Raw genomic sequence first — 23,534 nt, 5'->3', positions numbered from 1 at the left:
AGCCTACGGCGCCCCCGGCCCCGTCAGCAGGTCCAGCGCCCGCTCCCATCCGAACTCCGGCCGCCCGCCGTCCGGCGCGGGCTCGCCCGTGTACGGCTCCCCGATCCGCACCCCCATGCCGGTCAGCCGCTCCAGGCTGTCCCGGTACGCCGGGTGGGCGGCGAGCGCGTCGGCGACACAGGGCAGGACCGCGATGGGCACGCCCAGGCCGGCCGCCTCGCACAGGGTGCCCAAGGCCAGGGTGTCGGCGATGCCGGCCGCCCACTTGTTGATCGTGTTGAAGGTGGCCGGCGCGACGGCGACCGCGTCCGGCGGCGGGAAGGGGCGTGGCTCGGCGGGCGTCCGCCAGGCGGAGCGGATCGGCCGGCCCGTCAGGGTCTCCACGGCGGTGGTGTCGAAGAAGCCGTTCAGGGCGGCCGGGGTCGCGACGACCCCGACCTCCCAGTCCCGCTCCAGCGCGGCGCCGACCAGCTTGTCCACGTCCGCCGCGATGCCCGCGGCGCAGACGACGACGTAGAGGAAGGGTTTCCCGGCCTGTTCGGTCATCCGGGAAACCCTACTCAACGGCCCGACGGGCCGTCAGCCGGCCGCCTCCGAGACGGTGATGGCGCTGACCGGGCAGGCGCGGGCGGCCTCCCGGACCATCGGATCGCCGCCGCCGTCCTCACGGCCGGGGATCAGGGCGCTGAACCCGTCGTCGTCCTGGGTGAAGACGGACGGGGCCGCCAGGGCGCACTGCCCGGCGCCGATGCAGAGGTCGTGGTCGATGTCGATGCGGGTCCCGGACGCCTCGCCGGGCGCGGCCGCCGTGGTCTCGTGTGTGTCACGCGTTTCGTTGTGCATGACCGGAGCCTCTTACCAGGTCACGGGGAGTTCCAGCATCCCCTGGATCGTGTCGCCGGGTTTGAACGGGATTTCCTCCGCAGGGACCGCGAGACGCAGTCCGGGGAGGCGGTCGAACAGGGTGCGCAGCGCGATCTCCAACTCGGCGCGGGCCAGGTTCTGCCCGAGGCACTGGTGGATGCCGAAGCCGAAGGCGACGTGGTGCCGGGCCGGGCGGTGCAGGTCCAGGCTGTCGGGGTCGGCGTAGACGGTCCCGTCCCGGTTGATGACCGAGGTGGAGAAGACGACGCCGTCGCCCGCTCTGATCGTCTCCCCCGCCACCTCGATGTCCTCGACGGCGACGCGCAGCAGGCCGTCGGCGATGGACAGCATGCGCAGCAGTTCCTCGACGGCCGCGGGCACGAGGCCCGGGTCGGCGCGCAGTTCGGCCAGCCGTTCCGGGTGCCTGAGCAGCGTGAATGTGCCCAGGGAGATCATGTTGGCGGTCGTCTCGTGCCCGGCGACCAGCAGGATGATCGCGAGCGCGATGAGCCCCTCGCGGTCCAGCTCGCCCTCGGCCAGCCGCTGGTGGACGAGTTCGTCCAGGACGCCGTCACCGGGCGCGGCCTGCCGCTGCTTGCGGTCGATCAGCTCGTCGAAGTACGCCTCCATGCGGGCGCGGGCGTCCATCGAGTCGGCGGCTGTCGGGCCGCGCAGCAGCCGGCGCGACTGCCCCTCGAAGAAGTCGTGGTCCTCGTAGGGCACGCCGAGCAGGGCGCAGATCACCATGGAGGGCACCGGCAGCGCGAACGCGGGGACGAGATCGGCGGGCGGGCCGCCGGCGGTCATCGCGTCGAGGCGTTCGTCCACGATCCGCTGGATCAGCGGGCGCAGCGCGGTGGCGCGCTGAAGGGTGAAGCTGGGGATCATCATGCGCCGTTGCACGCGGTGTTCGGGGTCGTCGACGCCCAGCAGGGCGGACCGCCGGCGTCGTACCTGCGCGATGCGTTCCGTGGTGGCGGGGAACTCCGGCCGGGTGGGGTCGGTGGACAGGCGGGGGTCGGCGAGCAGGGTGCGGGCGAGACCGTGACCGGTGACCGTCCAGACGAGGCGGCCGTCGTAGAGACGCGCGTGGGTCAGCGGGCGGGTGTCGCGCAGGGGGTCGTAGGCGGCGGGCGGGTGGTAGGGGCAGGTCCGGTTCTGGGGGAAGGCGACGGTGGGGGGTTCCGTCATGTCCGTCATGAAGAGACCTCGCAGAGAAAGGATGCGTCGTGCCGATCTTTATTAGATGCCCGAGGCACCTACATGACGACGTCAAGTTCGGCCAGAACAACGGCGCGGGAAAACTGGCCGGGGTTGATTGCACAAGGCTCCGCCCAAAAGGGACGGGAAATCGCCGTGCGCCGCGGACCGGGGGAAATTCGTTTGTCGTCGGCCGGGCGGGCCCGCAGAATCCGGCCATGCCGAAGAACATCGCCTTCCTGCCGCCGACCGCCGCCGTCCGTCCGGTGCGGTCCCAGCGGCAGCACCGCCGACCGTGGGGACCGACACCTCCCGCGTCGTGACCGCAGCGCTCGTCGCGGGCCTGCTGGCCGGCTACGGCATCGCCGTACCCGTCGGCGCGGTCGCGACCTACCTCGTCTCCCTTTCGGCCCGTACCTCCCTGCGCACCGGCGTCTGCGCCGCGCTCGGCGTGGCGACGGCCGACGGGCTCTACGCCCTGCTGGCCACCCTCGGCGGCTCCGCGCTCGCGGCCGCCCTGCGCCCGGTGCTGGTGCCGCTGCGCTGGGCCTCGGCCCTGGTGCTGGCGGTGCTCGCCGTGCGGGGCGCCGCCCTCGCCGTACGCCACCACCGGGCCCATCGCCCGGCCACCCGGTCCGCTCCCCCGCCCCCTGGTCCCGGCCGCGCCTATCTGTCGCTGCTGGGCATCACCCTGCTGAACCCCACGACGGTCGTCTACTTCACGGCCCTGGTGCTCGGCACCCGCACGGCGGACGCCGGGTCGGCGACCGCGCGGGGGGTGTTCGTCCTGGCCGCGTTCGCCGCCTCGGCGAGCTGGCAGGTGCTGCTGGCCGGGGGCGGCGCCCTGCTCGGGCGGGCGTTGACCGGGCACCGGGGACGGCTGGTGACCGCCCTGGTGTCGAGCGCGGTGATCCTGGCGCTGGCGGTGCGGATGCTCCTGTAGGCGTGCGGCGGGTCCGGGGACGGATGATCGGCGGCTGTGCCACTGTTGGATGGAGTGTCAGTTTCCCGTACACGACGATGGGACGGATGTCATGCCTCTCGAGGGCGAATACGAGCCCAGCCCGAGCAAGTGGGTGCGCGACCAGGTGGAGTTGTACGAGCGGTCCGGCGGCACCGAGGGCACCACGCTCCAGGACACCGGGCTGCCCGTCATCCTGCTGACGACCCGAGGCGCCAAGAGCGGCAAGATCCGCAAGACGCCCCTGATGCGCGTCGAGCACGGGGGCCGTTACGCCGTGGTCGCCTCCCAGGGCGGGGCGCCGACGCACCCGGTCTGGTACCACAACGTGAAGGCCGATCCGCATGTCGAGCTGCAGGACGGTCCGCTCAAGCAGGACATGAGGGCCCGTGAGGTCACCGGCGCCGAGAAGGCGGAGTGGTGGGAGCGGGCCGTCGCCGCCTACCCGCCGTACGCCGACTACCAGAAGCAGACGGACCGGGAGATCCCGGTGTTCGTCCTGGAGCCGTTCGGCCAGGAGTGAGCGGGGTGCGGCCGGTGCCCGTGGGGCGCCGGCCGGCCTCGTCCGGGGGGCCGCGGAGTTTTCCCTCGACGGGGGGCATGGCCCCGCGAAGGAGGGGCACCCGAGGGTCAGGCCCCGCCGCGCTCCCCCGTCGCGGCGGGGCTTCCCTCTGCCTCGCGCGCGGACCGCTCGGTGATGTCGAGGAAGATCTGGTCCGCCTCGGCGACGGTGTGGCCGATGGACCGCTTGATCCGGACGGCGACCTCCTCGACCTGTTCGCTGTCCAGTCCCGGCATCAGGTCGATCCGCGCCGCCACCAGCGCGCTCTGCAGACCCGTCTTCATCGTGAACAGCGCCTCCACGCTGTCGATCTCGGGCTGCGCCTCCAGCAGCGCGCAGATCCGGGCGGCCGCCTCCGGGTCGGCGGCCTCGCCGATCAGCTGGTCCCGGGCCTCGCGGCCCAGCCGGTAGGCGACGTAGACGAGCAGCGCGCCGATCGCCAGCGAGGCCGACGCCTCCCACACCACCTGCCCGGTGACCATGTGCAGGGCCATACCGGCGAGGGCGAGGGTCACGCCGAGCACCGCCGTGCCGTCCTCGGCGACGACCGTGCGCAGCGCCGGGTCGCGCATCCCGTCCGCGAGCCCGCCCTGCCGGCGCACCTGGTGCAGCGCCCGCACCAGCGACGCCCCTTCGGCGAGGAAGGCCACACCGAGGACGATCATGCCCGCGACATAGCCGCCGAACGACTCCTCGGAGCCGCCGCGCAGGGCCTCCACGCCCTGGAAGAACGAGAAGCAGCCTCCCATGACGAAGATTCCGACGGCGGCCAGCAGCGACCAGAAGAACCGCTCCTTGCCGTAGCCGAACGGATGCCGGGCGTCCGCGGGGCGGCGGCTGCGGCGCAGCGCGGCCAGCAGGAACACCTCGTTGAGGCTGTCCGCCACGGAGTGCGCCGCCTCCGACAGCAGGGCGGGCGAATGGGCGAGGAGTCCGCCGACGGCCTTCGCGACGGCGATGACGAGGTTGGCGACCAGGGCCACCAGGACCGTGATCCGGGTCCCGCGGTCCGACTTCGAGGTGTCCGATGTGCTGCTCACCTAACGCCGACTGCCCCGGCCTCCCCCGCTCACACCGTGCCGTCGGCGGAAAACGGGGGACTCGGTGGGGCACGGGCGTACGGTCCCGACGACGGCGTACGCCAGGCCCGCCGCATGGGGGGCGCGAACGGAGGAACCCGGCACCGGCCGGACGGACCGGCAGCGGGCGGAAGGGAGCGATCATGAGCGGCGGGGGCAACACCGCCTACGGCCGGAAGGCGTTCCAGCGATCCAGGGCGCACTTCACGGACCGGATCACGGCGGACGGCCGGGACGGCTGGCCGGTCGAGGCGGGCCGGTACCGGCTGGTCGTCAGCCGCGCCTGTCCGTGGGCCAGCCGGGCGGTGATCTCCCGGCGGCTGCTCGGCCTCGAGGAGGCCCTGCCCATGGCGATCACCGACCCCGTACAGGACGACCGGAGCTGGCGGTTCACCCTGGACCCCGGCGGCCGCGACCCGGTGCTCGGCATCCGGTTCCTCAGCGAGGCGTACGACCGGCGGGAGACGGACTACCCGGGCGGCGTCAGCGTCCCGGCGATCGTGGACGTGCCCAGCGGAAAGCTCGTCACCAACGACTACCAGCGGATCACGCTGGACCTGGCCACCGAGTGGACGGCCCTGCACCGGGAGGGCGCGCCCGACCTGTACCCCGAGGCGCTGCGGGACGAGATCGACCAGGTGATGGCGGACGTGTACGAGGACGTCAACAACGGCGTCTACCGGGCGGGTTTCGCCACCGGGCAGGAGGAGTACGAGAGCGCGTACGCGCGGCTCTTCCGGCGGCTGGACCTGCTGGCGGAGCGGCTGGCCGGGCGGCGCTACCTGGTCGGGGACACGATCACGGAGGCGGACATCCGGCTGTTCACCACACTGGTCCGTTTCGACGCCGTCTATCACGGTCACTTCAAGTGCAACCGCTGGAAGCTGACGGAGAACCAGGTGCTGTGGGCGTACGTCCGTGATCTCTACCAGACGCCGGGATTCGGCGACACCGTCGACTTCGACCACATCAAACGGCACTACTACCAGGTGCACACCGGTATCAACCCGACCGGCATCGTCCCCGTGGGGCCGGACCTGTCGGGCTGGCTGACGCCGCATCACCGTGCGGAGCTGGGCGGCAGGCCGTTCGGCGACGGCACACCGCCCGGGCCGGTGCCCGAGGCCGAGCGGGTACCGGCGCACTCCCGTCCCTGAACTACTGAGGAGGAAAAGGCACATGGGCAAGAAGCAGAAGAAGGCGAAGCTCCCGCTCGCCTACAAGCCGCTGGGGTTCGCCCTGGGCTGGGGAAGCGGCGCGCTGGCGGGGCTCGCCTTCCGCAAGACGTGGATGGCGATCCGGCACGAGGAGGACGCCCCCGACGCCCTGGACCGGGACCGCGGCTGGGGCGAGGTCCTGCTCGCCGCGGCCGTCCAGGGCGCCCTGTTCGCGGTGGCCCGCAGCCTGGCGGACCGGGCCGGGGCCAAGGCGGTCGAGCGGTCCACCGGCGTCTGGCCCTCCGCCGACAAGGGCGGACGGGACTGACGGCCGGCATGGGGCCCCGGGTGTTCCGCCCGGGGCCTCAGCCCTGCTTGGGTGCCGTGCCGGGCGTGCGGCGCATGGTGAAGGAGTGGCCGGCCGGATCGGAGAAGCCGCGCTCCTCGTACGGTCCCGGTGCGTCCTTCGCCTCCACGGGGCGGCCTCCCAGGCCGACGATCCGGCGCTCCGCCTCGTCCAGGTCGTCCACCACGAAGTCCAGGTGCGCCTGGAGGGAGTTCTCGGGGCGCGGCCAGCTCGGCGGGGTGGCGTTCATGTCGCGGCGGAACGCCAGCCGGGTGCCGTCGGCACCCCGCACCTCGACCTGGTTGGCGGTGGCGCGGGTCTGCTCGCCTTCCAGCAACTCTTTGTAGAACTCCGCGAGTTTCTCGGGCTCGGCACAGTCGAGCACGACGAATCCGGCTTTCACGAGCGGCATGGCTCCTCCGAGGATCCGGGGCGCGGACTGCCCCGCTGCCCTGTGTCTCCCGTCTAACCCACCGGGGTGGTTTCAGTCCGTGTCCGGCACGTCAACGGGCGGTGGCGGCCTGGAAGGTGCGGCGGTAGGCCTGCGGGGACACCCCGATCGCGGCGTGCAGGTGCTGGCGCAGCGAGGCACCGGTGGCGAAGCCGACCTGTGCGGCGATCTGGTCGACCGGCAGGTCGGTGGACTCCAGGAGGTGCCGGGCGCGCGCCACCCGCTGCTGGACCAGCCAGCGGCCGGGGCTGAGGCCGACCTCGTCGCCGAAGCGGCGGGCGAAGGTGCGCATGCTCATCCGGGCGTGCCGGGCGAGGTCCGACAGGGTGAGGGGTTCACCGAGGTGCTCCAGGGCCCAGGCGCGGGTGGCGGCGGTGCTCGCGGCCCCGCTCTCGGGGACCGGCTGCTCGATGTACTGCGCCTGCCCGCCGTCGCGGAACGGCGGTACGACGCAGCGCCGGGCGACCGCGTTGGCGAGCTCGCTGCCGTGGTCGGTGCGCACGATGTGCAGGCAGACGTCCACGCCGGACGCGGCGCCGGCGGAGGTGAGGACGCGGCCGTCGTCGACGAAGAGCACGTCCGGGTCGACGTCGACCCTCGGGTACCTCCGGCGGAACGCGTCGGTGACCTGCCAGTGGGTGGTGGCCCTGCGGCCGTCGAGGAGCCCGGCGGCGGCGAGGACGAAGGCGGCCGTGCAGATCGACACGATGCGCGCGTCCGGGTGAATGAGCGCCAGCGCTCCCGCGAGTTCGGGGGACAGCTCCGTGGGGATGTACGCGGTGGCCACGGCGGCGACGATCACCGTGTCGGCCGTGGCGAGGATCTCCGGGCCGTGGCGCACCCCGATCGTGAAGTCGGCGTTGCTGCGCACCGGACGGCCGTCGACGCTGCAGGTCAGCACCTCGTAGTGGCCGTCGGCCGCCCCGAAGATCCGGCTGGGGATGCCCAACTCGAAGGGGTAGACGCCGTCCAGGGCCAGTACCACGATCCGCTGGGCCCGCCCGGGGGTCCCTCGCTCACTCATGGCACGATCTTATCGAAGGTTGGCAATCGTGCCATTTTCCGACGGTCGCGCTCCGGGCAGGCTGAAGAACCATGAGCACTGAGCACATGATGCGAGCCATCAGCCAGAACGTCCTCGGCGGTCCCGAGGTTCTCCAGGAAGTACGGCTGCCGCGGCCGGATCCGGGCCCCAACCAGGTCCTGGTCCGGGTGCGCGCGGCCGGCGTCAACCCGACCGACTGGAAGCACCGGGCGACCGGCGGCTTCCTCGGCGACCCGCCCTTCGTCCTGGGCTGGGACGTCTCCGGCGTGGTGGAGGCGACCGGAATCGGTGTCGCCGCCTTCCAGCCGGGCGACGAGGTCTTCGGCATGCTGCCGTACCCGTACGGGCACGGATCCCACGCCGAGTACGTGATCGCGCCGGTCCGCGCGCTGACACACAAGCCGGCCTCGATCGACCACACGCAGGCCGGCGCGCTGCCGCTGGTCTCCCTCACCGCCTGGCAGGCGCTGGTCGAACTCGCGGACCTGCGGCCCGGGCAGCGGGTGCTGATCCACGCGGCGGCCGGCGGGGTCGGGCACGTGGCCGTGCAGATCGCCAAGGCGCGGGGCGCGTACGTGATCGGCACGGCGAGCGCCGGCAAACACGACTTCCTGCGGGAGATCGGCGCCGACGAGGCGATCGACTACCGGGAGACCGACTTCACCGAGGTCTTGAAGGACCTGGACGTCGTCCTCGACACGCTCGGCGGCGAGAACGCCGTGCGCTCGCTGCGCGTGCTGCGTCCCGGCGGCGTCGTGGTCTCCACCATCCCCGTCGGGTCGGACGAGTTCCCCGACGAGGCCGCGCGGCTCGGCGTGCGGGCCGTCCGGATGCTCGTCGACGCGGACCGCGCGGATATGCGCTCCCTCGCGGACCTGGTCGAGCAGGGCAGGCTGCGCGCCGCGATCGAGCGGACCTTCCCGCTGTCCGACGCCGCCGAGGCGCACGCCCTCGGGGAGCAGGGCCACACGACGGGCAAGCTGGTCCTTGTCGTCGACTGACCTGACCTGATCTGACCAGACCGGCCGGCGCCCGTGAACGAACGGGCGCCGGCCGTGCGTTCAGGGGATGAGGACGAGCTTGCCCGGTGCGCGCCCCCCGAGGCCGGCCCGCACGACGCACGTGGGACTGCGCCGGCACCGGCGGGCCGGCCACGCCCCCGCGTCGCGACGGCCGAGCGATCGCCTCGGCGTCATCGGGCGCAACCTGCGTTGAAAAATCGAAGACATATGTCAATCGAACATGCTCAGATTCGCTCGATCGAGGGTAACTTGCCGTGTGGGAGCCGGACTTGGGCACCCGCGGCAGGGGACAGGTTGGAGGCGATCTGGTCGTGCGGCAGGAACCTGCGCCCTTCACCCGGTATCTGCGCACCCACCGCCACCGGGACCACCTGGTGCTGGAACTGCTCGGCGAGATCGACATCGCCGCGGCCGCGGAGATCGGCCCCTACCTGGACCGGGTGACGGCGGACCCCGGGGCGCGCATCGTGATCGACCTGCGGAGCGTGGACTTCTTCGACTGCTCGGGACTGAGGCTGCTGTACCGGGCCCGCCGCCGGGTGCTCGACCACGGCGGCCGGCTGCACCTGGTGTGCACCCGGCCGCTGATCCTGCGCATCCTGCGGATCACCGGCCTGTCCCGGCTGCTGCCTCCGCATCCGACACCGGACGCCGCCCTCGACACTGCCGGGACGGCCTCCGGGACCTCCTGACGCCCCGTCATTCCTCCGGCGCGTCGAACAGGGCGCTCACGGACTCGCCGTTGTGGATGCGGCGCACGGCCTCCGCGAGCGCCGGCGCGATCGACAGGATCCGCAGCTTCTCCGTGCGCTCCTCCTCGGGCACGGGCACCGTGTTGGTGCAGACGATCTCCAGGACGTCCGGCTGCTCGCCGATCCGCTTGAGGGCGCCGGCCGCGAACAGGCCGTGCGTACACGCCACACGGATCGAGCGCGGTTTCAGCTCGCGCAGCCGGTCGAGCAGTTCCAGGACGGTGCTGCCCTTGGCGATCTCGTCGTCCAGGACGATGACGTCCCGTCCGCCCACCTCGCCGATCACGGAGGAGATGCTGACCCGGTCGTCCGCGAACCGCTGCTTGGCACCGGCGGCCACCTGCGCACCGATCATGCGGGCGAACGCCGCCGCCTCCTTGGCGTTGCCGAGGTCCGGCGAGACGACGGTGGTCCGGCTCAGGTCGTACTGCCGGAAGTGCGCGGCGAGTTCGCGCAGCGCGTGCAGGTGGTCGACCGGCACCGAGAAGAAGCCGTGCACCTGTGGGGCGTGCAGGGTCATGGCGAGGACGCGGCTCGCGCCGGCCGCCACCATCAGGTCCGCGACGAGCCGCCCACCGAGGGAGATGCGGGGCGCGTCCTTCTTGTCGGACCGGGCGTAGGAATAGTGCGGCATGACCACGGTGATCCGGCGCGCGGACGCACCGCGCGCGGCGTCGCACATCAGCAGCAGCTCGACCAGGTGCTCCTGGACGGGCCGCACCAATGGCTGGATCAGGAAGACGTCCCGTTCCCGGCAGTTGGCCTGGAGCTGCACCTCCAGGCAGTCGTTGGCGAAGCGGCTGACCCGGGTGGGGCTGAGGGGCACCCCGAGCTGGGCGCAGACCTCCGCCGCCAGTTCGGGATGGGCACTGCCGCTGAACACGGCGATCTCTCGCACGATCCGCTCCTCGCCTGATCATTACGGGTGGCGGCCACATGCTACTGAGAGTGCAGAAACGTTGGTTCCGCGTCCAGCCGCCGGCCACGCCCCGGCGCACGCCTGGAAGCGGACGACAGGCCCGCTCAGCCGCGGATTCGGGGGTATCCGGTCAGCAGGAAGGAGGGACGTCCGCATGACGACTCCCATCAAGCGCATCGACCGGCGCATGCCCCGCTGGGCCAAGGCGGTCACCGCCGTCGTCCTGGTGCTGGTCGTGTTCTTCGCCGGGATCCGGCTGAGCGTGCTCCCGGGGCTCAAGGACCTGTTCGGCACCGAGACGCAGGACCGGTCAGGACCCGCGCTGCTGCGGTCCATCCAGGACATGAGCCGCTACGACGCCGCCTCCGGCAACTTCCAGATCGTCGTGGACCTGGAGAAGGACGCCAAGTTGCTGCCCGACGCCATCCGCGGCACCCGCACCCTGTACGTCGGCGCGGGCACCGTGGACGCCTACGTGGACCTCGGCAAGATCGGCGAGGACGACGTCACGGTCGACAAGGACCGTACGTCCGCCACACTGCGCCTGCCGCACGCGGTGCTCGGCACCCCGGCGCTGGACCCCGACCGCTCCTACGCGGTCTCCAAGCAGCGCGGGCTGCTCGACCGTCTCGGCGACCTGTTCTCCGACAACCCGAACGGCGAACAGGCCGTGCAGAAGCTGGCGGTGCGGCACATCGGGGACGCGGCGAAGAAGAGCGGGCTGACCGCGCGGGCCGAGAAGAACACCACCGACATGCTCGAAGGGCTGCTGCGCTCCCTGGGCTTCGAGGAGGTGAAGGTGACGTACGAGAGGTGAGGCATCCGGCCCCGGCGGCGGCCGAAAGCGATCGCATCACGCAGCGGTCCGGGGGTAAGAGCGTGACCACGCCCGGAGCTCGACGAGTGGAGGACATGATGGCCGGTGGGACCCCGCATTCGCGTGTCGCGTTGCGTCTCGGCGCACCCAAGACGGCGGGCACCGCCGGCTCCGGATCCGAGCCCGCCGAGGCGGACCGGGCCCGCCCGGGCCCGCTGCGTCTGCTCGGCCGCTTTGTGGCGATGGTGTGCGCCTTCGCGTTCATGGTCGCCTTCGCCGTGGTCCTGGCCAAGCTCACCCTGCAGCCCTCCCCCGCGTCGGAGAGCCTGACGCACACCAACCTGCACCCCGGCCGCTCGCTGCGCGCCTATCTGGACCAGCCCGAGTTGCGCGACGCCGTACGGCAGATCGGCGGCAACCTGCTGCTGGGTGTGCCGTTCGGCGTCCTGGTCCCCATCGTCGCCCCGCGCACCCGTGGAGTGCTGCGGGTCCTTCTGCTGACGGCGACGGTCATGCTGCTGGTGGAGTTCGCGCAGGGCGCCCTGGTGACGGGCCGCGCCTTCGACGTGGACGACGTCATCCTCAACACGTCGGGCGCGCTCATCGGTTACCTCCTGCTGGGCCGCCGGCTGAGCCGCGCGGTGCACGCCAGGCGGGTCCGGGCCTGACACATCCCGTACCGCCCCGCGTCCGGTCCCGCCGGGCGCGGGGCGGACCCCTGCCCACTGGTCCGTACCAAAGTATTGACGGCCCCTTAACTCACTCCTTAAATCAAGTGGCGACACCTTCACCCCCCCACCACGGTCGACGCACCCGCTCAGCGGGGCGTCGCACGGAAGGGAGCACGATGGCCTCCCCACGGCTGATCCGCTCTGCCCTGCTCGCCGCTCTCTCGGCGGTCCTCGTCGCGGCCGCCGCGATCGCACCCGCCCAGGCGGAACCCCCGCGTGCCGCGGCCGCCGCGGTCGTCTTCTCCGACACCTTCGACGGCCCCGCCGGCGCCGCCGTCGACGGGTCGAAGTGGCAGATCGAGACCGGCGACAACGTCAACAACCACGAACGGCAGTACTACACGTCCGGCAACAAGAACGCGGCCCTGGACGGCCAGGGCCACCTGGTCATCACGGCACGGCGCGAGAACCCCGCCAACTACCAGTGCTGGTACGGCACCTGCCAGTACACCTCGGCCCGGCTGAACACGTCCGGCAAGTTCACCGCCCAGTACGGGCACGTGGAGGCGCGGATGAAGGTGCCGCGGGGGCAGGGCATGTGGCCCGCGTTCTGGATGCTCGGCACTCCGGTCAACTGGCCCGACTCGGGCGAGATCGACATCATGGAGAACGTCGGCTTCGAGCCGTCCACCGTGCACGGCACGATCCACGGCCCCGGGTACTCCGGGTCCGGCGGCATCGGCGCCGGCTACACCCTGCCGAACGGGCAGGCGTTCGCGGACGCCTTCCACACCTTCGCCGTCGACTGGGCGCCGGACTCCATCACCTGGTCCGTGGACGGCAACGTGTACCAGCGGCGCACCCCGGCCGACCTCGGCGGCAGGCAGTGGGTGTTCAACCGGCCGTACTTCCTCATCCTCAACCTCGCGGTCGGCGGCTACTGGCCCGGCGACCCGGACGGCTCCACCGTCTTCCCGCAGCAACTGGTCGTGGACCACGTCTCGGTGACCACGGGCGACACCCCGACCGGCGGCAACACCGTGCGCGGGCTCGACGGCAAGTGCATGGACGTGGCGGGGGCGAACACAGCCAACGGCACGGCCGTCCAGCTCTACGACTGCAACGGCACCGCCGCCCAGCGGTGGACGGCCGGCTCGGACGGGTCGCTGCGCGCGCTCGGCAAGTGCCTGGACGCCACCGGCAACGGAACCGCGAACGGGACACCGCTGCAGCTGTGGGACTGCACGGGAGGCGCCAACCAGAAGTGGACCGTCTCCGCGGCACGCGACATCGTCAATCCGCAGGCCGACAAGTGTGTGGACGCCACCGGGAACAGCTCGGCCAACGGCACCCGGCTGCAGCTGTGGACCTGCTCCGGCGGGGCCAACCAGAAGTGGACGGTCGGCTGAGCCGGTCCCTCAGCGGCGGTGCCAGGTGAACTTGTCGCCACCCACCCAGCGGACCACGTCCGGATCGTCGAGGTCGTGGACGGTGATGCCGTAGAGGGCGGCGGTGGTGAGGACGTCGGTGATGGTCCTGGCCTCGCAGACGATCTCACCGTCGATCTCCATGATGCGGAACGGGGGCGTGCCCGGCTGGACCCCGAGCACCATGATCCGCGGTTGTGCGATGTACGGGCTCGCGCTTTCGGTCATGCATAGAGCGTAGGACGCCGGACGCGCCGGCGAATCCTCCGGACGCCCGGGAGGCGGAACCCGGGCGTCCGCGGTACCGGCCGTCGCCGTGCGGTGGCGGCGGTGCCGGGGAACCCTGGAGGAGGAGGTGGCGATGGATCCCGTCGAGGCCCTGAACCGGATCGCGTTCCTGCTGGAGCGGTCCCTGGAGCCGACGTACCGTGTCCGCGCGTTCCGTACGGCCGCCCGGGTGCTGGCGGACCTGCCGCCGGACGAGGTCCGGGCACGGGCGGAGGCCGGGACGCTGGAGTCCCTGAAGGGCGTCGGCCCGAAGACGGCCGCAGTGGTGCGCGAGGCCCTGGCCGGCCAGGTGCCCGGCTATCTCACCGACCTGGAGGGCCGGCCCGCCGCGGGGCCGCCCGAGGGGGGCCGGGAGCTGTGGGAGGCGCTGCGCGGCGACTGCCATCTGCACTCCGACTGGTCCGACGGGGGCAGCCCCATCGAGGAGATGGGGCGGACGGCGGCGGAGCTGGGCCACGAGTGGGCGGTGCTGACCGACCACTCGCCCCGGCTGACCGTCGCCCGGGGGCTGTCGGCGGGACGGCTGCGCGAGCAGCTGGACGTGGTGGCGGAGCTGAACGCCCGCTGGGCGCCGTTCCGGCTGCTCACCGGCATCGAGTGCGACATCCTCGACGACGGCTCGCTGGACCAGGAACCGGAACTGCTGGAGCGTCTCGACGTGGTCGTGGTGTCGGTGCACTCGAAGCTGCGCATGGACGCCCGCTCCATGACCCGCCGCATGATCGCGGCGGTGCGCAACCCGCACGCGGACGTCCTTGGGCACTGCACCGGCCGTCTGATCACCGGGCGGGGACGCCCCGAGTCGGAGTTCGACGCGGACGCGGTGTTCGCCGCCTGCGCCGAGTCCGGGACGGCGGTGGAGATCAACAGCCGGCCCGAGCGACTGGACCCGCCCCGCCGGCTGCTGCGCCGGGCGGTGGCCGCGGGCACGCTGTTCTCGATCGACACCGACGCGCACGCCCCGGGGCAGCTGGACTGGCAGCGGTACGGCTGTGCGCGGGCCGAGGAGTGCGGGGTGCCCGCCGAGCGGGTCGTCACCACGTGGACGGCCGACGAGCTGCTGGCGTGGACGCGCGAGAAGCAGCACTCCCGGGCGTGACGCACCTCACCGCCTCGGGCGGCGGCTCCAGGAACATCCCTACGTGGTTCACCGTTGAACCAGCCGTGGGTGCGGATGGGACAGTGTCCCCGGGCCTCACCATCAGCCCACAGGGAAGATCGTTCGGCTGAAGCCCTGTGGAGCCTTTCGCCGAGAGGCGACCGCCATGCGCACCCACCCTCGACGCCCCGACCGGATTCCCCCGTCCGGCCGGGGCTTTTTCCTGTCCGGGCGTACCGCTTCCCCCGGTCCGCTTGACTTCGAGAGCACTCCAATTCGTAGCGTTCCGGGCATGAGCACTGCACAGCACAAGATCGGCTCCGGTTTCGGAGCGACCAGCACCGCCGACGAGGTCCTGGCGGGCATCGACCTGGCCGGCAAGCTCGCGATCGTCACGGGCGGCTACTCCGGGATCGGCCTGGAGACCACCCGGGCCCTCACCCGGGCCGGCGCCCACGTCGTGGTCCCCGCCCGCCGCCGGTCCACCGCCGAGGAGGCGCTGGCCGGGCTGAGCGGCGTCGAGGTGGACGAGCTCGACCTGGCGGACCAGGACAGCGTCCGCGGCTTCGCCGAACGGTTCCTGGCCGGCGGCCGGACGATCGACATCATGATCGACAGCGCCGGCATCATGGCCTGCCCGGAGACCCGGGTCGGACCCGGCTGGGAGGCGCAGTTCGCCACCAACCACCTCGGGCACTTCGCCCTGGTCAACCGGCTGTGGCCGGCGATCGAGCCCGGTGGCGCCCGGGTGGTCTCGGTGTCCTCGCGCGCCCATCACTTCTCCGGCATCCGCTGGGACGACGTCCACTGGCGCCAGGATTACGACAAGTGGCAGGCGTACGGCCAGGCCAAGACCGCGAACGTCCTGTTCGCCGTCCAGCTCGACCGGCTCGCGGCCGACCGCGGGGTACGGGCCTTCGCGCTGCACCCCGGGGGCATCCTCACGCCCCTCCAGCGGCATCTGCCCCGCGAGGAGATGATCGCCAACGGCTGGATCGACGAGGAGGGCAACGAGATCCCCCAGCCGGGCTTCAAGACGCCCGAGCAGGGCGCCGCGACCCAGGTGTGGGCGGCCACGTCGCCCCAGCTGGCGGACCTGGGCGGCCTCTACCTGGAGGACTGCGACGTCGCCGAGCCGGCCCCGGCCGACGGTGAGCGCGTCGGGGTGAAGGACTGGGCGACCGACCCCGAGCAGGCGGCCCGGCTGTGGGCCCTGTCGGCGGAGCTGACCGGCGTGGACGCCTTCGCCGGGTGACGGCGTGCGCGGGGGCGCTCGGGGTACTCGGGCGCCCCGTCCCCATCGTCCGGGAGGAGCCACAGGTGAGCAGTGGACCGGAACGCAGGATCGTGGTCACCGGAGCCACCGGCAACGTCGGCACCAGCGTGGTGCGGCTCCTCGCGGCGGACCCGGAGGTCGGGACCGTCGTGGGCCTGGCCCGCCGCAAACCCGACGTGGGGCCCGCGAAGACCGAGTGGACAGCGGCCGACCTGGCGTCGCGGCACACGGATCTCGCGCGCGTCTTCGCCGGTGCCGACGCCGTCGTCCATCTGGCGTGGGCCTTCCAGCCGACGCACGACCCGGCGACGACCTGGCGCACCAACGTGCTCGGCAGCCTGCGCGTCTACGAGGCGGTGGCCGAGGCCAAGGTGCCCGCGCTGATCCACGCCTCGTCGGTGGGGGCGTACTCGCCGGGGCCCAAGGACCACCCCGTCGACGAGTCGTGGCCGACCCACGGCTGGCCGGACGCCGCGTACTGCCGGGAGAAGGCGTACCTGGAACGGAACCTGGACATCTTCGAGCGGGAGCACCCCGAGATCCGGGTGGTGCGGATGCGGCCGGCGTTCCTGTTCAAGCGCGCGTCCGCGAGCGAGCAGCGGCGGATCTTCGGCGGCCGTTTCCTGCCGGGGCCGCTGCTGCGGCCCGACCTGCTCCCGTTCCTGCCCGACGTGCCGGGGCTGCGGGTGCAGGCCCTGCACACCGACGACGCGGCCCACGCCTACCGGCTCGCGGTGAAGTCGGACGTGCGCGGCGCCTTCAACCTGGCGGCGGACCCGCCGGTCGACGCGGCGCTGCTGGGCGAGATGCTCGGCGCGCGCCCGGTCCGCCTCCCCCGTACGGCGGTCCGCTCGGCGATCGCCGCGGCGTGGGGGCTGCGGCTGCTGCCGGCGTCCCCGCACCTGTTCGACGCGGTCCTCAGGGTGCCGCTGATGGACTGCTCCCGCGCCCGCTCGGAACTGGGCTGGGAGCCGACCCGCACGGCGCCCGAGGTGCTCGAGGAGTTCCTGGGGGGCCTGCGGGAGGGGGCGGGCACGGGCACGGCCAACCTGCGGGGCCGCAAGGTCGGCTGAGGGGGGTGACGCCGGACGGTTCAGCCCGCCGACTCCTCCGGGGCCGGGTGCTCGGGGTGGACCGCGCCGGTCTGGGGCTCGCCCTGCCGGCCGGTGCCCGCCTCGTCCGTCTCCGGGACGTCGTCGGTCTCGGACTCGGAGGCGTCGCGGGTGGGCCCGACGGGGACCTCCCACGGGTCCTCCCCGGGGCGCGCCTGCTGGTCCGGCAGGTCCCTGGGGATCGGGTCCGGGCTCTCGCCGGGTGCCTCTCGGCGGTGGTCGTCCATGGTGTTCCTCCCGCGTGTCGGACGCTGCGAGTACCGACAGCCGGCCTCGGCAAACGTCAGCGGGGCACGGACCGGGCCGGGGTGCCGCCGGACTCGGGCGCGGGGCCGGCGCGGCGCCCGCCGTGCGCGAAGAAGTCGGCGAGCGGCAGGATCGCGGCGCCGACGGTCACCGCGTCCGGGCCGAGCCTGCCCAGCTCGATGCCGACCTTCTCGGCCGGATGCCGCAGCGAGTAGGCGGCGGCGTGACGGCGGACGGCGGGCAGGAAGCGGGTGCCGAGCTGGAGACCGGCCCAGCCGCCGATCAGGATGCGCTCCGGCTGGAAGAGGTTGATCAGGTCGGACAGGCCCGCGCCGACGTACTCGGCGGTCTCGTCCAGCACGGCGAGCGCCACCGGGTCGGCCGGACCGCCGTCGGCCGGGTAGGCGCCGGAGAGCATCACGGACAGCGCGGTCTCCTCGTCGGCGCCCCGCGGGGCGCTGCCGCCCGCCTCGAACCAGCGGGCGAGCAGCGACTCGGCGCCCGCGTACGCCTCCAGGCAGCCCAGGGCGCCGCAGCGGCAGCGCCGGCCGCGGACCCGTACCGTCAGATGGCCCCACTCGACGGCCCGCCCGTGCTCCACCTCCGGGGTGACCAGACAGGCGCCGACGCCGGAGCCGAAGAGGACGACCAGCGCGTTCCCGGCGCCCCGGCCGGCGCCGAACCACATCTCGGCCTGGCCGAGCGTCCGGGCGCCGTTGTCGATGAAGTAGGGGACGCTGCCGGGCAGCTCCGAGCCGTCGCGCAGCAGCCGCTCCAGCGGGACGGCGTCCCAGCCGATGGTCTGGCCGTGCACCACGGCACCGAGGTCCGGGGTGCGTTCGACGATGCCGGGGACCCCTATGCCGACCCCGAGCAGCCGCCCGGGTCCGATGCCGGCGCCCGCGAGGACCTCGGCGATGCCGTCCCGCACATGGCGGACGATGCCGTCGACCTCATAGCGCTGCTGCTCCAACGGCCGCTCGGCGCGGGCGAGTTCGGTGAGCGTGAGGTCGAACAGGCCGACCCGCACCCGGGTCTCGCCGACGTCGACGCCGATCATGTGGCCGCTGCCGGGGGCGACCCGCAGCAGGATGCGGGGACGGCCGCCGTCGGAGTCGACGCTGCCGGCCTCCTCGACCAGGCCGTCGCCGATCAGCTCGGCGACGACGTTGCTCACGGAACCGGAGCTGAGTCCGGTCGCCGGGCCGAGTTCGAAACGGCTGAGCGGGCCGTCGAAGTAGAGGCGCTGGAGTACGGCCGTACGGTTGCCCCGTCTGAGGTCCCGTACCGTGCGCCCGTTCCGCCCCGCCATGCGGCTCCCTTCCGACCTGCCGTTTCCCGCCCCGATGGATCCGCCTCCATTGTGAACCACGACGTCAGGTGCTCGGCCGGGCCCCGGCCCGTGGCCCGGCGGTGGGGAAAAACCGCTGGCCCCCGTCCGCCACCCTGCCTAACCTAGCCCAGAACCTAGAGGCCCTAGGTTTCAGTCGTTCCGTGCCGGCACCCCTGGAGGCTCCCATGAGGTCACTCACCGAGGCCGAGATCCGCGATGCGTTCGTCAACTGTTCCAAAGGCGAGGCGAAGCGCCTGTCCGTCCCGCGTGACCTGGACGAACGCCCCTGGGACGACCTCGACTTCCTCGGCTGGCGCGAACCGGGGGCGCCCGACCGCAGCTACCTGGTCGCCGAGCGCGAGGGGCGGCCCGTGGGCATCACGCTGCGCTTCCCCGCGCAGCAGCGCGGCTTCACGCACCGCAGCCTGTGCTCCCTGTGCCTGACGACCCATCCCGGCGGGGGCGTCTCCCTGATGACGGCCCGCAAGGCGGGGCCCGCCGGGCGCGAGGGCAACTCGGTCGGCCTGTACATGTGCACCGACCTGGCCTGTTCGCTCTACGTGCGCGGCAAGAAGGTCCCCGCGTCCGGCGGGCGGTTCGAGGAGAGCCTGACCCTGGAGGAGCAGATCGCCCGCACCACCGCGAATCTGCGCGCCTTCCTCGACAAGCTGTACGCCTGAGCCCCCGTTCCGCTCCCCCCGTGAGCCCGTTCGGCCGACCCCCGGGCCGGGTGTCGGCGGTCACCGGCCCCGCCTCCTGCTGTCGCCCGGCCCCTGCCACCACCCTGGGGTTTTGTGCGGATCATCATGTTCCGCAAGCGGTGTGCGGGGGCGGTGGAAGGGGAACAGCCCAAGGATGCGTGAGGCACGTGAGGAGCAGTGGTCCCGCGAGCGGCTGGCCAAGCTGCTCCGGGACCCCGTGATGGTGCAGACGTTGCGGTCGGCGGCCGCGGCGACGATCGCGTACGTCATCGCGCTGCGCCTGAGCCCCGAGGCGGCACCGCTGACCGCTCCCCTGACGGCGCTGCTGGTCGTCCAGGTCACCTTCTACGCCACGCTCACCAACGGCATCCGGCGGGTGAACTCGGTGGTGGCCGGCGTGCTGGTGGCCATCGCCTTCAGCCTCCTGGTCGGCCTGACCTGGTGGAGCCTCGGCCTGGTCATCGTGGCGGCGCTGGGGGTCGGCCATCTGGTGCGGGTCGACGAGTACGTCCCCGAGGTCGCGATCAGCGCGATGCTGGTCCTCGGTGTCACCTCCGTCGGCGACGTGGCCTGGGCGCGGGTGCTGGAGACACTGATCGGCGCCGTCGTCGGCCTCGGCTTCAACCTGCTGCTGGCACCGCCCGTCTGGGTGGACGAGGCCGGTGAGTCCCTGGGGAACCTGTCGCGGCGGCTGCGGCAGTTGATGCTGCGCATCGGCGAGGAGGCGGCGGGGCGGCAGCCGTACGAGCAGGCGGCGGCCCGGCTGCACGAGGCGCGCCGGCTCGACCACGACATCATCGAGGTGGACGCGGCGCTCCGGCAGGCCGAGGACAGCCTGCGCCTGAACCCGCGGGTCCGTGAGGGCCTGCTGCACCGCGTGGTGCTGCGGACGGGGCTCGACACCCTGGAGATCTGCACGGTGGTGCTGCGGGTGCTCGCGCGCACCCTGACCGACCTCGCCAAGGACCGCGAGCCCGACTCTCTGTTCGAGAAGGAGACGGGCGCGGTCCTCGACGAACTGCTCTCCGAGATCGCCGACGCGGTGGTCAGCTTCTCGGTCCTGGTCACCACCCATGTCAGCAGCAACGCCGACGCGGCCGAGTCCCGGCTGTCCGCGGAACTGCGGGCGGCGGCCGGCACCCGCGACCGGCTCGCTCCGCTGCTGCGCGAGGAGGCGACGCGCCGGCCCCAGCACTGGCAGCTGTACGGCGCCGTCCTGACCGAGGTGAACCGGATCATCGACGAGATGAACACCGAGCACCGCTCCCGCCGCCTGCTGGAGGAGCTGGACCGCGTGTCGCAGGAGCAGCGCGCCAGGATGCCGCGGCTGAACCGGTTGCGGGAGCGCATGGGGATCCAGGAGAGGCTGTGGAGCCGGACCGGGGTGAGCGGGCGCTCCCGGTAGCCGTGCGGAGCCCGCGCCGCACGTGACCGCCGGTGCCGTCCTTGCGCCGGGCGGGCACGGCGCGCCAAGGTGGCCGGGCGACCACGAGGACCGACGACCTGAGGTGGGACATGGGCACGGGTGGGCTGAGCAGGCGCCGGTTCGTCGGCGCCCTCGCGGGGACGGCCGCCGGCGCGGCGCTGCCGGCGGTCACGGGCTGTGACGGCACGCCCGCCCCCTCGGACCCGTCGGCCGCGCGGGCGTCCACCCCCGGGACCCGTCCGAGTCCGCAGGCCGGGAGCCGCGCGCCCTCGGGGCCGCGCCGCCTGTACATCGGCACCTACACCTCCGTCGACGGCGGGGGCGAGGGCATCGGCGTCGCCGCGTACGACCCGGTCACGGGCCGGATCACGGGCGCCGGGACGATCAAGGGCGTCCCCGATCCCTCGTACCTGGCCGTCCATCCGGACGGACGCACGCTGTACGCGGTCTCCGAACGCGACGACGGTGCCGTGACCGCCGTGCGCCTGGCCGACCGGAAGGTGCTGGGGAGCCGGAGCACCGGCGGTGCGGCGCCCTGCCATCTGTCGGTGCACCCGAGCGGGCGGTGGCTGCTCAGCGCCAACTACGGCACGGGCAGCGTGGCCGTGCACCCGATCGAGGCGTCGGGGGCGCTCGGGGAGCGCACCGACCTCGTCACGCACTCTTCTCCGCCGCCCGGCCCGGACCAGGACGGCCCACACGCCCACCAGATCCTCACCAGCCCGGACGGCCGCCATGTGCTCGCCGTCGACCTGGGCACGGACACGGTGTACACCTACCGTCTCGACACGGACGCCGGGAAGCTCACCGAGGTCTCCCGGGCGCGGGCCGCGCCCGGTGCGGGGCCGCGCCAGCTGACGTTCCATCCGGGTGGGCGGTACGCGTATCTGGCGAACGAGGTCGACGACACCGTGGCGGTGTGCACGTACGACCCGGCGACGGGACGGCTGGCGATCGGTCGGGGGCAGGACACGGGGTCGGGTTCGGGCACCAACTATCCGGCGCAGGTCGTCGTCGCGCCGGACGGCCGTCACGCGTGGCTGGCCAACCGGGGGCACGACAGCCTCGCGCGCTACGCGGTGCAGGAGGACGGCGCCCGGCTGCGCCTGCTCGGCACGGTGCCGGCCGGCGGGGACTTCCCGCGCCAGATCGCGCTGTCCCCGGACGGCGCCCTGCTGTTCGCCGCGAACCAGAAGTCGGGCACCCTCGCCGTCTTCCGGGTCGGCTCGGCCGACGGCGGACTGCGCCTGGCCGGCGAGCCGTTCGGGTCACCCGTCGCCGTCTGCGCGCTGCCGCTGTAGGGTCCGCGGGCAGCCGGCGGCGGCCTGGGCGAGCAGGGCGTGGACGCGTTCGGTGAGCTGGCCGAGGTCGTCGGCGGGCCGGTGGAAGGTGAGCCGTACGTCGCCGTGGGTACGGGCGCGTTCGATCCGCAGGGTGAGGCCGTGCCGGTCGACGGCGAGGGGTTGCACCCGGACGGCGCCGTGCAGGCCGCCGGGGTCGACGAGCCGGGTGAGGCGCTCCACGACGTCCGGGTGGCAGTCGGCGAGGTGGGTGAGCAGTCGGGCCTCCGCCCCGGCCAGCGGGTCGGGCCGGGCCTCGGCGAACTCGGCGAGGTCGACGACCTCGGGTCCCGAGGGCCGGCGCAGCACCACCCGTGCGGGCCGGAAGGCGAGTTCGTCCCGCTCGGGGGTGAACCAGCCGGACAGCCAGAGCCGGGCGCGGATGCGGGCCCGGACGGGCACGGGGGCGACGTCGGCGAACTCCAGGACGGCGGAGGGCTCACCGCGGGGCGCGCAGATCGCGGCCGTGTGCAGCGCGCTGTCCTCCGGCACGGCCAGCAGCAGCCGGCCGTCGCCGGTCATCCGGTGGGCGCCGACGAGCTCCTCCCGGCAGCCCTCGGCCGTCACCGCGCAGGACCACGCGGCAGCGAGCACCGAGCGGGCCCGCTGCGCCGCGGAAGGAGCGGCCGTCCAGGTCTGGCTGTCACCCATCCCCAACCTCCTCTTAGGTAAGCCTTGCCTAAGCTATCGGAGATCGGAGCGCACGCCAACCAGCCCCGCCCGCCCGGACTCCCCCGCCTCTCCCGGGGTCAGGAGGTGAGAAGCCCGAGCAGCGCACGGACGCACAGGTCCCGCACCTGCTCCCGGGTCAGGTCCTCGCGCCGCAGCCACTCCAGGCAGACGGCCGTGGTGAACGCCAGCCAGCCCCGCACGGCGAGGCGGACCTCCGGGCGTTCCCGCGCGGCCGGACCGAACTCGGGGTCGGCGGCCAGCGCTTCCAGGATCTGCTTCTCCTGCGCCGCCAGGGCGCGCCGGTAGACCGAGCGCACGGCCTGGTCGCCCGCCGCGTCGGCGCGGTGGAAGGCGCGGTAGCCGTGGGCGTGGGCCTCGACGTACCCGAGGAACGTGTCGAGGCTCGCCGCGAGCTGGTCGCGCACCGGGACGCCGGGTGCGGCCGCGGTCATCCGCAGCATGCGCTCGCTCTCCCGTTCGACGACGGCCGCGAAGAAGTCCCGTTTGGTCGGGAAGTAGTGGTAGAGCAGCCCGCGCGAGACGCCGGCGATCTCCGCCACCTGCTCGATCCACACCTCGTCGTACGGGTGCTCCGAGAACAGGCGGGCGCCGACGGCGAGCAGTTGGGCCCGCCGCTCCTCGGTGCCGAGCCGGCGGCGTGTGCGCTCCTGGTTCCCGGCCATGCGCGCACCTTACTTGACGGGGCTTCGAGGGCGGGCCCAGACTGAGGCGCGCTATTGAACTCATGTACAACGAGCCCGAACGGCC

27 protein-coding genes are annotated in these 23,534 nt (G+C 73.0%); 15 read left to right on the top strand and 12 right to left on the bottom strand.

Annotated elements, in window-relative coordinates:
• Positions 1 to 3: 3 nt before the first annotated feature.
• From ABZ899_RS27155 to ABZ899_RS27145, 3 genes are all read right to left on the bottom strand, one after another.
• The gene (locus ABZ899_RS27155) at positions 4 to 546 is read right to left on the bottom strand and encodes a flavoprotein (RefSeq protein WP_361350845.1); all 543 of its coding nucleotides are present in this window, start codon (positions 544 to 546) and stop codon (positions 4 to 6) included.
• A 33-nt stretch (positions 547 to 579) separates the two neighbouring features.
• The gene (locus ABZ899_RS27150; protein ID WP_062665681.1) at positions 580 to 774 is read right to left on the bottom strand and encodes a ferredoxin; all 195 of its coding nucleotides are present in this window, start codon (positions 772 to 774) and stop codon (positions 580 to 582) included.
• Positions 775 to 855: 81 nt separating this feature from the next.
• Complete coding sequence (locus tag ABZ899_RS27145; RefSeq protein WP_361350844.1) at positions 856 to 2,064, bottom strand: cytochrome P450; 1,209 nt, start codon at positions 2,062 to 2,064, stop codon at positions 856 to 858.
• A gap of 319 nt (positions 2,065 to 2,383) precedes the next feature.
• Here ABZ899_RS27145 and ABZ899_RS27140 point away from each other — a divergent pair, with 319 nt between their 5' ends.
• Together ABZ899_RS27140 and ABZ899_RS27135 are read left to right on the top strand one after the other, a co-directional pair.
• Entirely contained in the window at positions 2,384 to 3,007 is a 624-nt protein-coding gene (locus ABZ899_RS27140) for a LysE family transporter (RefSeq protein WP_361350842.1), read from the top strand.
• 91 nt (positions 3,008 to 3,098) lie between these two features.
• A complete protein-coding gene (locus ABZ899_RS27135) occupies positions 3,099 to 3,548 on the top strand; it encodes a nitroreductase family deazaflavin-dependent oxidoreductase (RefSeq protein WP_361350840.1) in 450 nt (149 codons plus the stop codon).
• A gap of 107 nt (positions 3,549 to 3,655) precedes the next feature.
• Here ABZ899_RS27135 and ABZ899_RS27130 read toward each other — a convergent pair whose 3' ends face one another.
• Entirely contained in the window at positions 3,656 to 4,627 is a 972-nt protein-coding gene (locus ABZ899_RS27130) for a cation diffusion facilitator family transporter (RefSeq protein WP_361350838.1), read from the bottom strand.
• Positions 4,628 to 4,809: 182 nt separating this feature from the next.
• Between ABZ899_RS27130 and ABZ899_RS27125 the strand changes: the two genes are divergently transcribed.
• Positions 4,810 to 5,823 carry a glutathione S-transferase C-terminal domain-containing protein gene (locus ABZ899_RS27125; RefSeq protein WP_361350836.1) on the top strand — a complete coding sequence of 338 codons (1,014 nt, stop codon included), beginning with the start codon at positions 4,810 to 4,812 and terminating at the stop codon, positions 5,821 to 5,823.
• Positions 5,824 to 5,845: 22 nt separating this feature from the next.
• Positions 5,846 to 6,151 carry a DUF4235 domain-containing protein gene (locus tag ABZ899_RS27120; protein WP_361350834.1) on the top strand — a complete coding sequence of 102 codons (306 nt, stop codon included), beginning with the start codon at positions 5,846 to 5,848 and terminating at the stop codon, positions 6,149 to 6,151.
• Between the two features lie 37 nt (positions 6,152 to 6,188).
• Here ABZ899_RS27120 and ABZ899_RS27115 read toward each other — a convergent pair whose 3' ends face one another.
• Both ABZ899_RS27115 and ABZ899_RS27110 read right to left on the bottom strand, forming a co-directional pair.
• Positions 6,189 to 6,581, bottom strand: coding sequence for a VOC family protein (locus ABZ899_RS27115; protein ID WP_361350833.1), 393 nt, complete (start codon positions 6,579 to 6,581; stop codon positions 6,189 to 6,191).
• A 91-nt stretch (positions 6,582 to 6,672) separates the two neighbouring features.
• Positions 6,673 to 7,644 (bottom strand): helix-turn-helix domain-containing protein, encoded by a 972-nt coding sequence (locus tag ABZ899_RS27110; protein WP_361350831.1) that lies wholly within the window; start codon positions 7,642 to 7,644, stop codon positions 6,673 to 6,675.
• Between the two features lie 71 nt (positions 7,645 to 7,715).
• On the opposite strand from ABZ899_RS27110, the gene ABZ899_RS27105 reads away from it, so the two are divergent.
• Positions 7,716 to 8,666 (top strand): NADP-dependent oxidoreductase, encoded by a 951-nt coding sequence (locus ABZ899_RS27105; protein ID WP_361350829.1) that lies wholly within the window; start codon positions 7,716 to 7,718, stop codon positions 8,664 to 8,666.
• Between the two features lie 332 nt (positions 8,667 to 8,998).
• Positions 8,999 to 9,379: an anti-sigma factor antagonist gene (locus ABZ899_RS27100; RefSeq protein WP_361350828.1), complete on the top strand. Its 381-nt coding sequence runs from the start codon at positions 8,999 to 9,001 to the stop codon at positions 9,377 to 9,379.
• A 7-nt stretch (positions 9,380 to 9,386) separates the two neighbouring features.
• Here the strand turns inward: ABZ899_RS27100 and ABZ899_RS27095 are convergent, their stop codons facing one another.
• Positions 9,387 to 10,337, bottom strand: a complete 951-nt coding sequence (locus tag ABZ899_RS27095; protein ID WP_361350826.1) for a ribose-phosphate pyrophosphokinase — start codon at positions 10,335 to 10,337, stop codon at positions 9,387 to 9,389.
• Positions 10,338 to 10,512: 175 nt separating this feature from the next.
• Between ABZ899_RS27095 and ABZ899_RS27090 the strand changes: the two genes are divergently transcribed.
• The 3 genes from ABZ899_RS27090 to ABZ899_RS27080 all read left to right on the top strand — a co-directional run bounded on the left by ABZ899_RS27090 (position 10,513) and on the right by ABZ899_RS27080 (position 13,255).
• A complete protein-coding gene (locus ABZ899_RS27090; RefSeq protein ID WP_361350824.1) occupies positions 10,513 to 11,175 on the top strand; it encodes a DUF4230 domain-containing protein in 663 nt (220 codons plus the stop codon).
• Positions 11,176 to 11,306: 131 nt separating this feature from the next.
• Positions 11,307 to 11,843 (top strand): VanZ family protein, encoded by a 537-nt coding sequence (locus ABZ899_RS27085; protein ID WP_361350822.1) that lies wholly within the window; start codon positions 11,307 to 11,309, stop codon positions 11,841 to 11,843.
• A 179-nt stretch (positions 11,844 to 12,022) separates the two neighbouring features.
• Positions 12,023 to 13,255 carry a family 16 glycosylhydrolase gene (locus ABZ899_RS27080; RefSeq protein ID WP_361350820.1) on the top strand — a complete coding sequence of 411 codons (1,233 nt, stop codon included), beginning with the start codon at positions 12,023 to 12,025 and terminating at the stop codon, positions 13,253 to 13,255.
• 9 nt (positions 13,256 to 13,264) lie between these two features.
• On the opposite strand, the gene ABZ899_RS27075 is transcribed toward ABZ899_RS27080, so the two are convergent.
• Positions 13,265 to 13,501 (bottom strand): hypothetical protein, encoded by a 237-nt coding sequence (locus ABZ899_RS27075; RefSeq protein WP_361350819.1) that lies wholly within the window; start codon positions 13,499 to 13,501, stop codon positions 13,265 to 13,267.
• A gap of 133 nt (positions 13,502 to 13,634) precedes the next feature.
• Here ABZ899_RS27075 and ABZ899_RS27070 point away from each other — a divergent pair, with 133 nt between their 5' ends.
• The 3 genes from ABZ899_RS27070 to ABZ899_RS27060 all read left to right on the top strand — a co-directional run bounded on the left by ABZ899_RS27070 (position 13,635) and on the right by ABZ899_RS27060 (position 17,009).
• A complete protein-coding gene (locus ABZ899_RS27070) occupies positions 13,635 to 14,660 on the top strand; it encodes a PHP domain-containing protein (protein WP_361350817.1) in 1,026 nt (341 codons plus the stop codon).
• A gap of 292 nt (positions 14,661 to 14,952) precedes the next feature.
• Positions 14,953 to 15,915: an SDR family NAD(P)-dependent oxidoreductase gene (locus ABZ899_RS27065; protein WP_361350815.1), complete on the top strand. Its 963-nt coding sequence runs from the start codon at positions 14,953 to 14,955 to the stop codon at positions 15,913 to 15,915.
• A gap of 65 nt (positions 15,916 to 15,980) precedes the next feature.
• Positions 15,981 to 17,009, top strand: a complete 1,029-nt coding sequence (locus tag ABZ899_RS27060) for an SDR family oxidoreductase (RefSeq protein WP_361350813.1) — start codon at positions 15,981 to 15,983, stop codon at positions 17,007 to 17,009.
• Positions 17,010 to 17,029: 20 nt separating this feature from the next.
• On the opposite strand, the gene ABZ899_RS27055 is transcribed toward ABZ899_RS27060, so the two are convergent.
• Positions 17,030 to 17,275: a hypothetical protein gene (locus ABZ899_RS27055; RefSeq protein ID WP_361350811.1), complete on the bottom strand. Its 246-nt coding sequence runs from the start codon at positions 17,273 to 17,275 to the stop codon at positions 17,030 to 17,032.
• Positions 17,276 to 17,331: 56 nt separating this feature from the next.
• Positions 17,332 to 18,606, bottom strand: a complete 1,275-nt coding sequence (locus tag ABZ899_RS27050) for an ROK family transcriptional regulator (RefSeq protein ID WP_361350809.1) — start codon at positions 18,604 to 18,606, stop codon at positions 17,332 to 17,334.
• Positions 18,607 to 18,812: 206 nt separating this feature from the next.
• On the opposite strand from ABZ899_RS27050, the gene ABZ899_RS27045 reads away from it, so the two are divergent.
• The 3 genes from ABZ899_RS27045 (at position 18,813) to ABZ899_RS27035 (ending at position 22,055) form a co-directional block, all read left to right on the top strand.
• Positions 18,813 to 19,307: an FBP domain-containing protein gene (locus ABZ899_RS27045; protein ID WP_361350807.1), complete on the top strand. Its 495-nt coding sequence runs from the start codon at positions 18,813 to 18,815 to the stop codon at positions 19,305 to 19,307.
• Between the two features lie 175 nt (positions 19,308 to 19,482).
• Entirely contained in the window at positions 19,483 to 20,733 is a 1,251-nt protein-coding gene (locus tag ABZ899_RS27040) for an aromatic acid exporter family protein (RefSeq protein ID WP_361350806.1), read from the top strand.
• 110 nt (positions 20,734 to 20,843) lie between these two features.
• A complete protein-coding gene (locus ABZ899_RS27035) occupies positions 20,844 to 22,055 on the top strand; it encodes a lactonase family protein (RefSeq protein WP_361350804.1) in 1,212 nt (403 codons plus the stop codon).
• On the opposite strand, the gene ABZ899_RS27030 is transcribed toward ABZ899_RS27035, so the two are convergent.
• Both ABZ899_RS27030 and ABZ899_RS27025 read right to left on the bottom strand, forming a co-directional pair.
• On the bottom strand, positions 22,023 to 22,745 hold the full coding sequence (locus ABZ899_RS27030; RefSeq protein ID WP_361350802.1) for a DUF2470 domain-containing protein: 723 nt from the start codon (positions 22,743 to 22,745) through the stop codon (positions 22,023 to 22,025). The two genes, ABZ899_RS27035 and ABZ899_RS27030, sit on opposite strands and share 33 nt — an antisense overlap.
• Positions 22,746 to 22,843: 98 nt before the next feature.
• On the bottom strand, positions 22,844 to 23,449 hold the full coding sequence (locus ABZ899_RS27025; RefSeq protein WP_361350800.1) for a TetR family transcriptional regulator: 606 nt from the start codon (positions 23,447 to 23,449) through the stop codon (positions 22,844 to 22,846).
• Positions 23,450 to 23,534: the final 85 nt, after the last annotated feature.

Source organism: Streptomyces sp. NPDC046859, assembly GCF_040645135.1.
Taxonomy (GTDB): Bacteria; Actinomycetota; Actinomycetes; order Streptomycetales; family Streptomycetaceae; genus Streptomyces.
This window is presented reverse-complemented; position numbering and strand designations above follow the sequence as displayed.

Coding starts and splice junctions, on each gene's coding strand:
- ABZ899_RS27155 (WP_361350845.1), bottom strand. CDS start 546: ATGACCGAACAGGCCGGGAAACCCTTCCTCTACGTCGTCGTCTGCGCC.
- ABZ899_RS27145 (WP_361350844.1), bottom strand. CDS start 2,064: ATGACGGACATGACGGAACCCCCCACCGTCGCCTTCCCCCAGAACCGG.
- ABZ899_RS27135 (WP_361350840.1), top strand. CDS start 3,099: ATGCCTCTCGAGGGCGAATACGAGCCCAGCCCGAGCAAGTGGGTGCGC.
- ABZ899_RS27125 (WP_361350836.1), top strand. CDS start 4,810: ATGAGCGGCGGGGGCAACACCGCCTACGGCCGGAAGGCGTTCCAGCGA.
- ABZ899_RS27120 (WP_361350834.1), top strand. CDS start 5,846: ATGGGCAAGAAGCAGAAGAAGGCGAAGCTCCCGCTCGCCTACAAGCCG.
- ABZ899_RS27115 (WP_361350833.1), bottom strand. CDS start 6,581: ATGCCGCTCGTGAAAGCCGGATTCGTCGTGCTCGACTGTGCCGAGCCC.
- ABZ899_RS27110 (WP_361350831.1), bottom strand. CDS start 7,644: ATGAGTGAGCGAGGGACCCCCGGGCGGGCCCAGCGGATCGTGGTACTG.
- ABZ899_RS27105 (WP_361350829.1), top strand. CDS start 7,716: ATGAGCACTGAGCACATGATGCGAGCCATCAGCCAGAACGTCCTCGGC.
- ABZ899_RS27090 (WP_361350824.1), top strand. CDS start 10,513: ATGACGACTCCCATCAAGCGCATCGACCGGCGCATGCCCCGCTGGGCC.
- ABZ899_RS27080 (WP_361350820.1), top strand. CDS start 12,023: ATGGCCTCCCCACGGCTGATCCGCTCTGCCCTGCTCGCCGCTCTCTCG.
- ABZ899_RS27075 (WP_361350819.1), bottom strand. CDS start 13,501: ATGACCGAAAGCGCGAGCCCGTACATCGCACAACCGCGGATCATGGTG.
- ABZ899_RS27070 (WP_361350817.1), top strand. CDS start 13,635: ATGGATCCCGTCGAGGCCCTGAACCGGATCGCGTTCCTGCTGGAGCGG.
- ABZ899_RS27065 (WP_361350815.1), top strand. CDS start 14,953: ATGAGCACTGCACAGCACAAGATCGGCTCCGGTTTCGGAGCGACCAGC.
- ABZ899_RS27055 (WP_361350811.1), bottom strand. CDS start 17,275: ATGGACGACCACCGCCGAGAGGCACCCGGCGAGAGCCCGGACCCGATC.
- ABZ899_RS27050 (WP_361350809.1), bottom strand. CDS start 18,606: ATGGCGGGGCGGAACGGGCGCACGGTACGGGACCTCAGACGGGGCAAC.
- ABZ899_RS27045 (WP_361350807.1), top strand. CDS start 18,813: ATGAGGTCACTCACCGAGGCCGAGATCCGCGATGCGTTCGTCAACTGT.
- ABZ899_RS27040 (WP_361350806.1), top strand. CDS start 19,483: ATGCGTGAGGCACGTGAGGAGCAGTGGTCCCGCGAGCGGCTGGCCAAG.
- ABZ899_RS27035 (WP_361350804.1), top strand. CDS start 20,844: ATGGGCACGGGTGGGCTGAGCAGGCGCCGGTTCGTCGGCGCCCTCGCG.
- ABZ899_RS27030 (WP_361350802.1), bottom strand. CDS start 22,745: ATGGGTGACAGCCAGACCTGGACGGCCGCTCCTTCCGCGGCGCAGCGG.
- ABZ899_RS27025 (WP_361350800.1), bottom strand. CDS start 23,449: ATGGCCGGGAACCAGGAGCGCACACGCCGCCGGCTCGGCACCGAGGAG.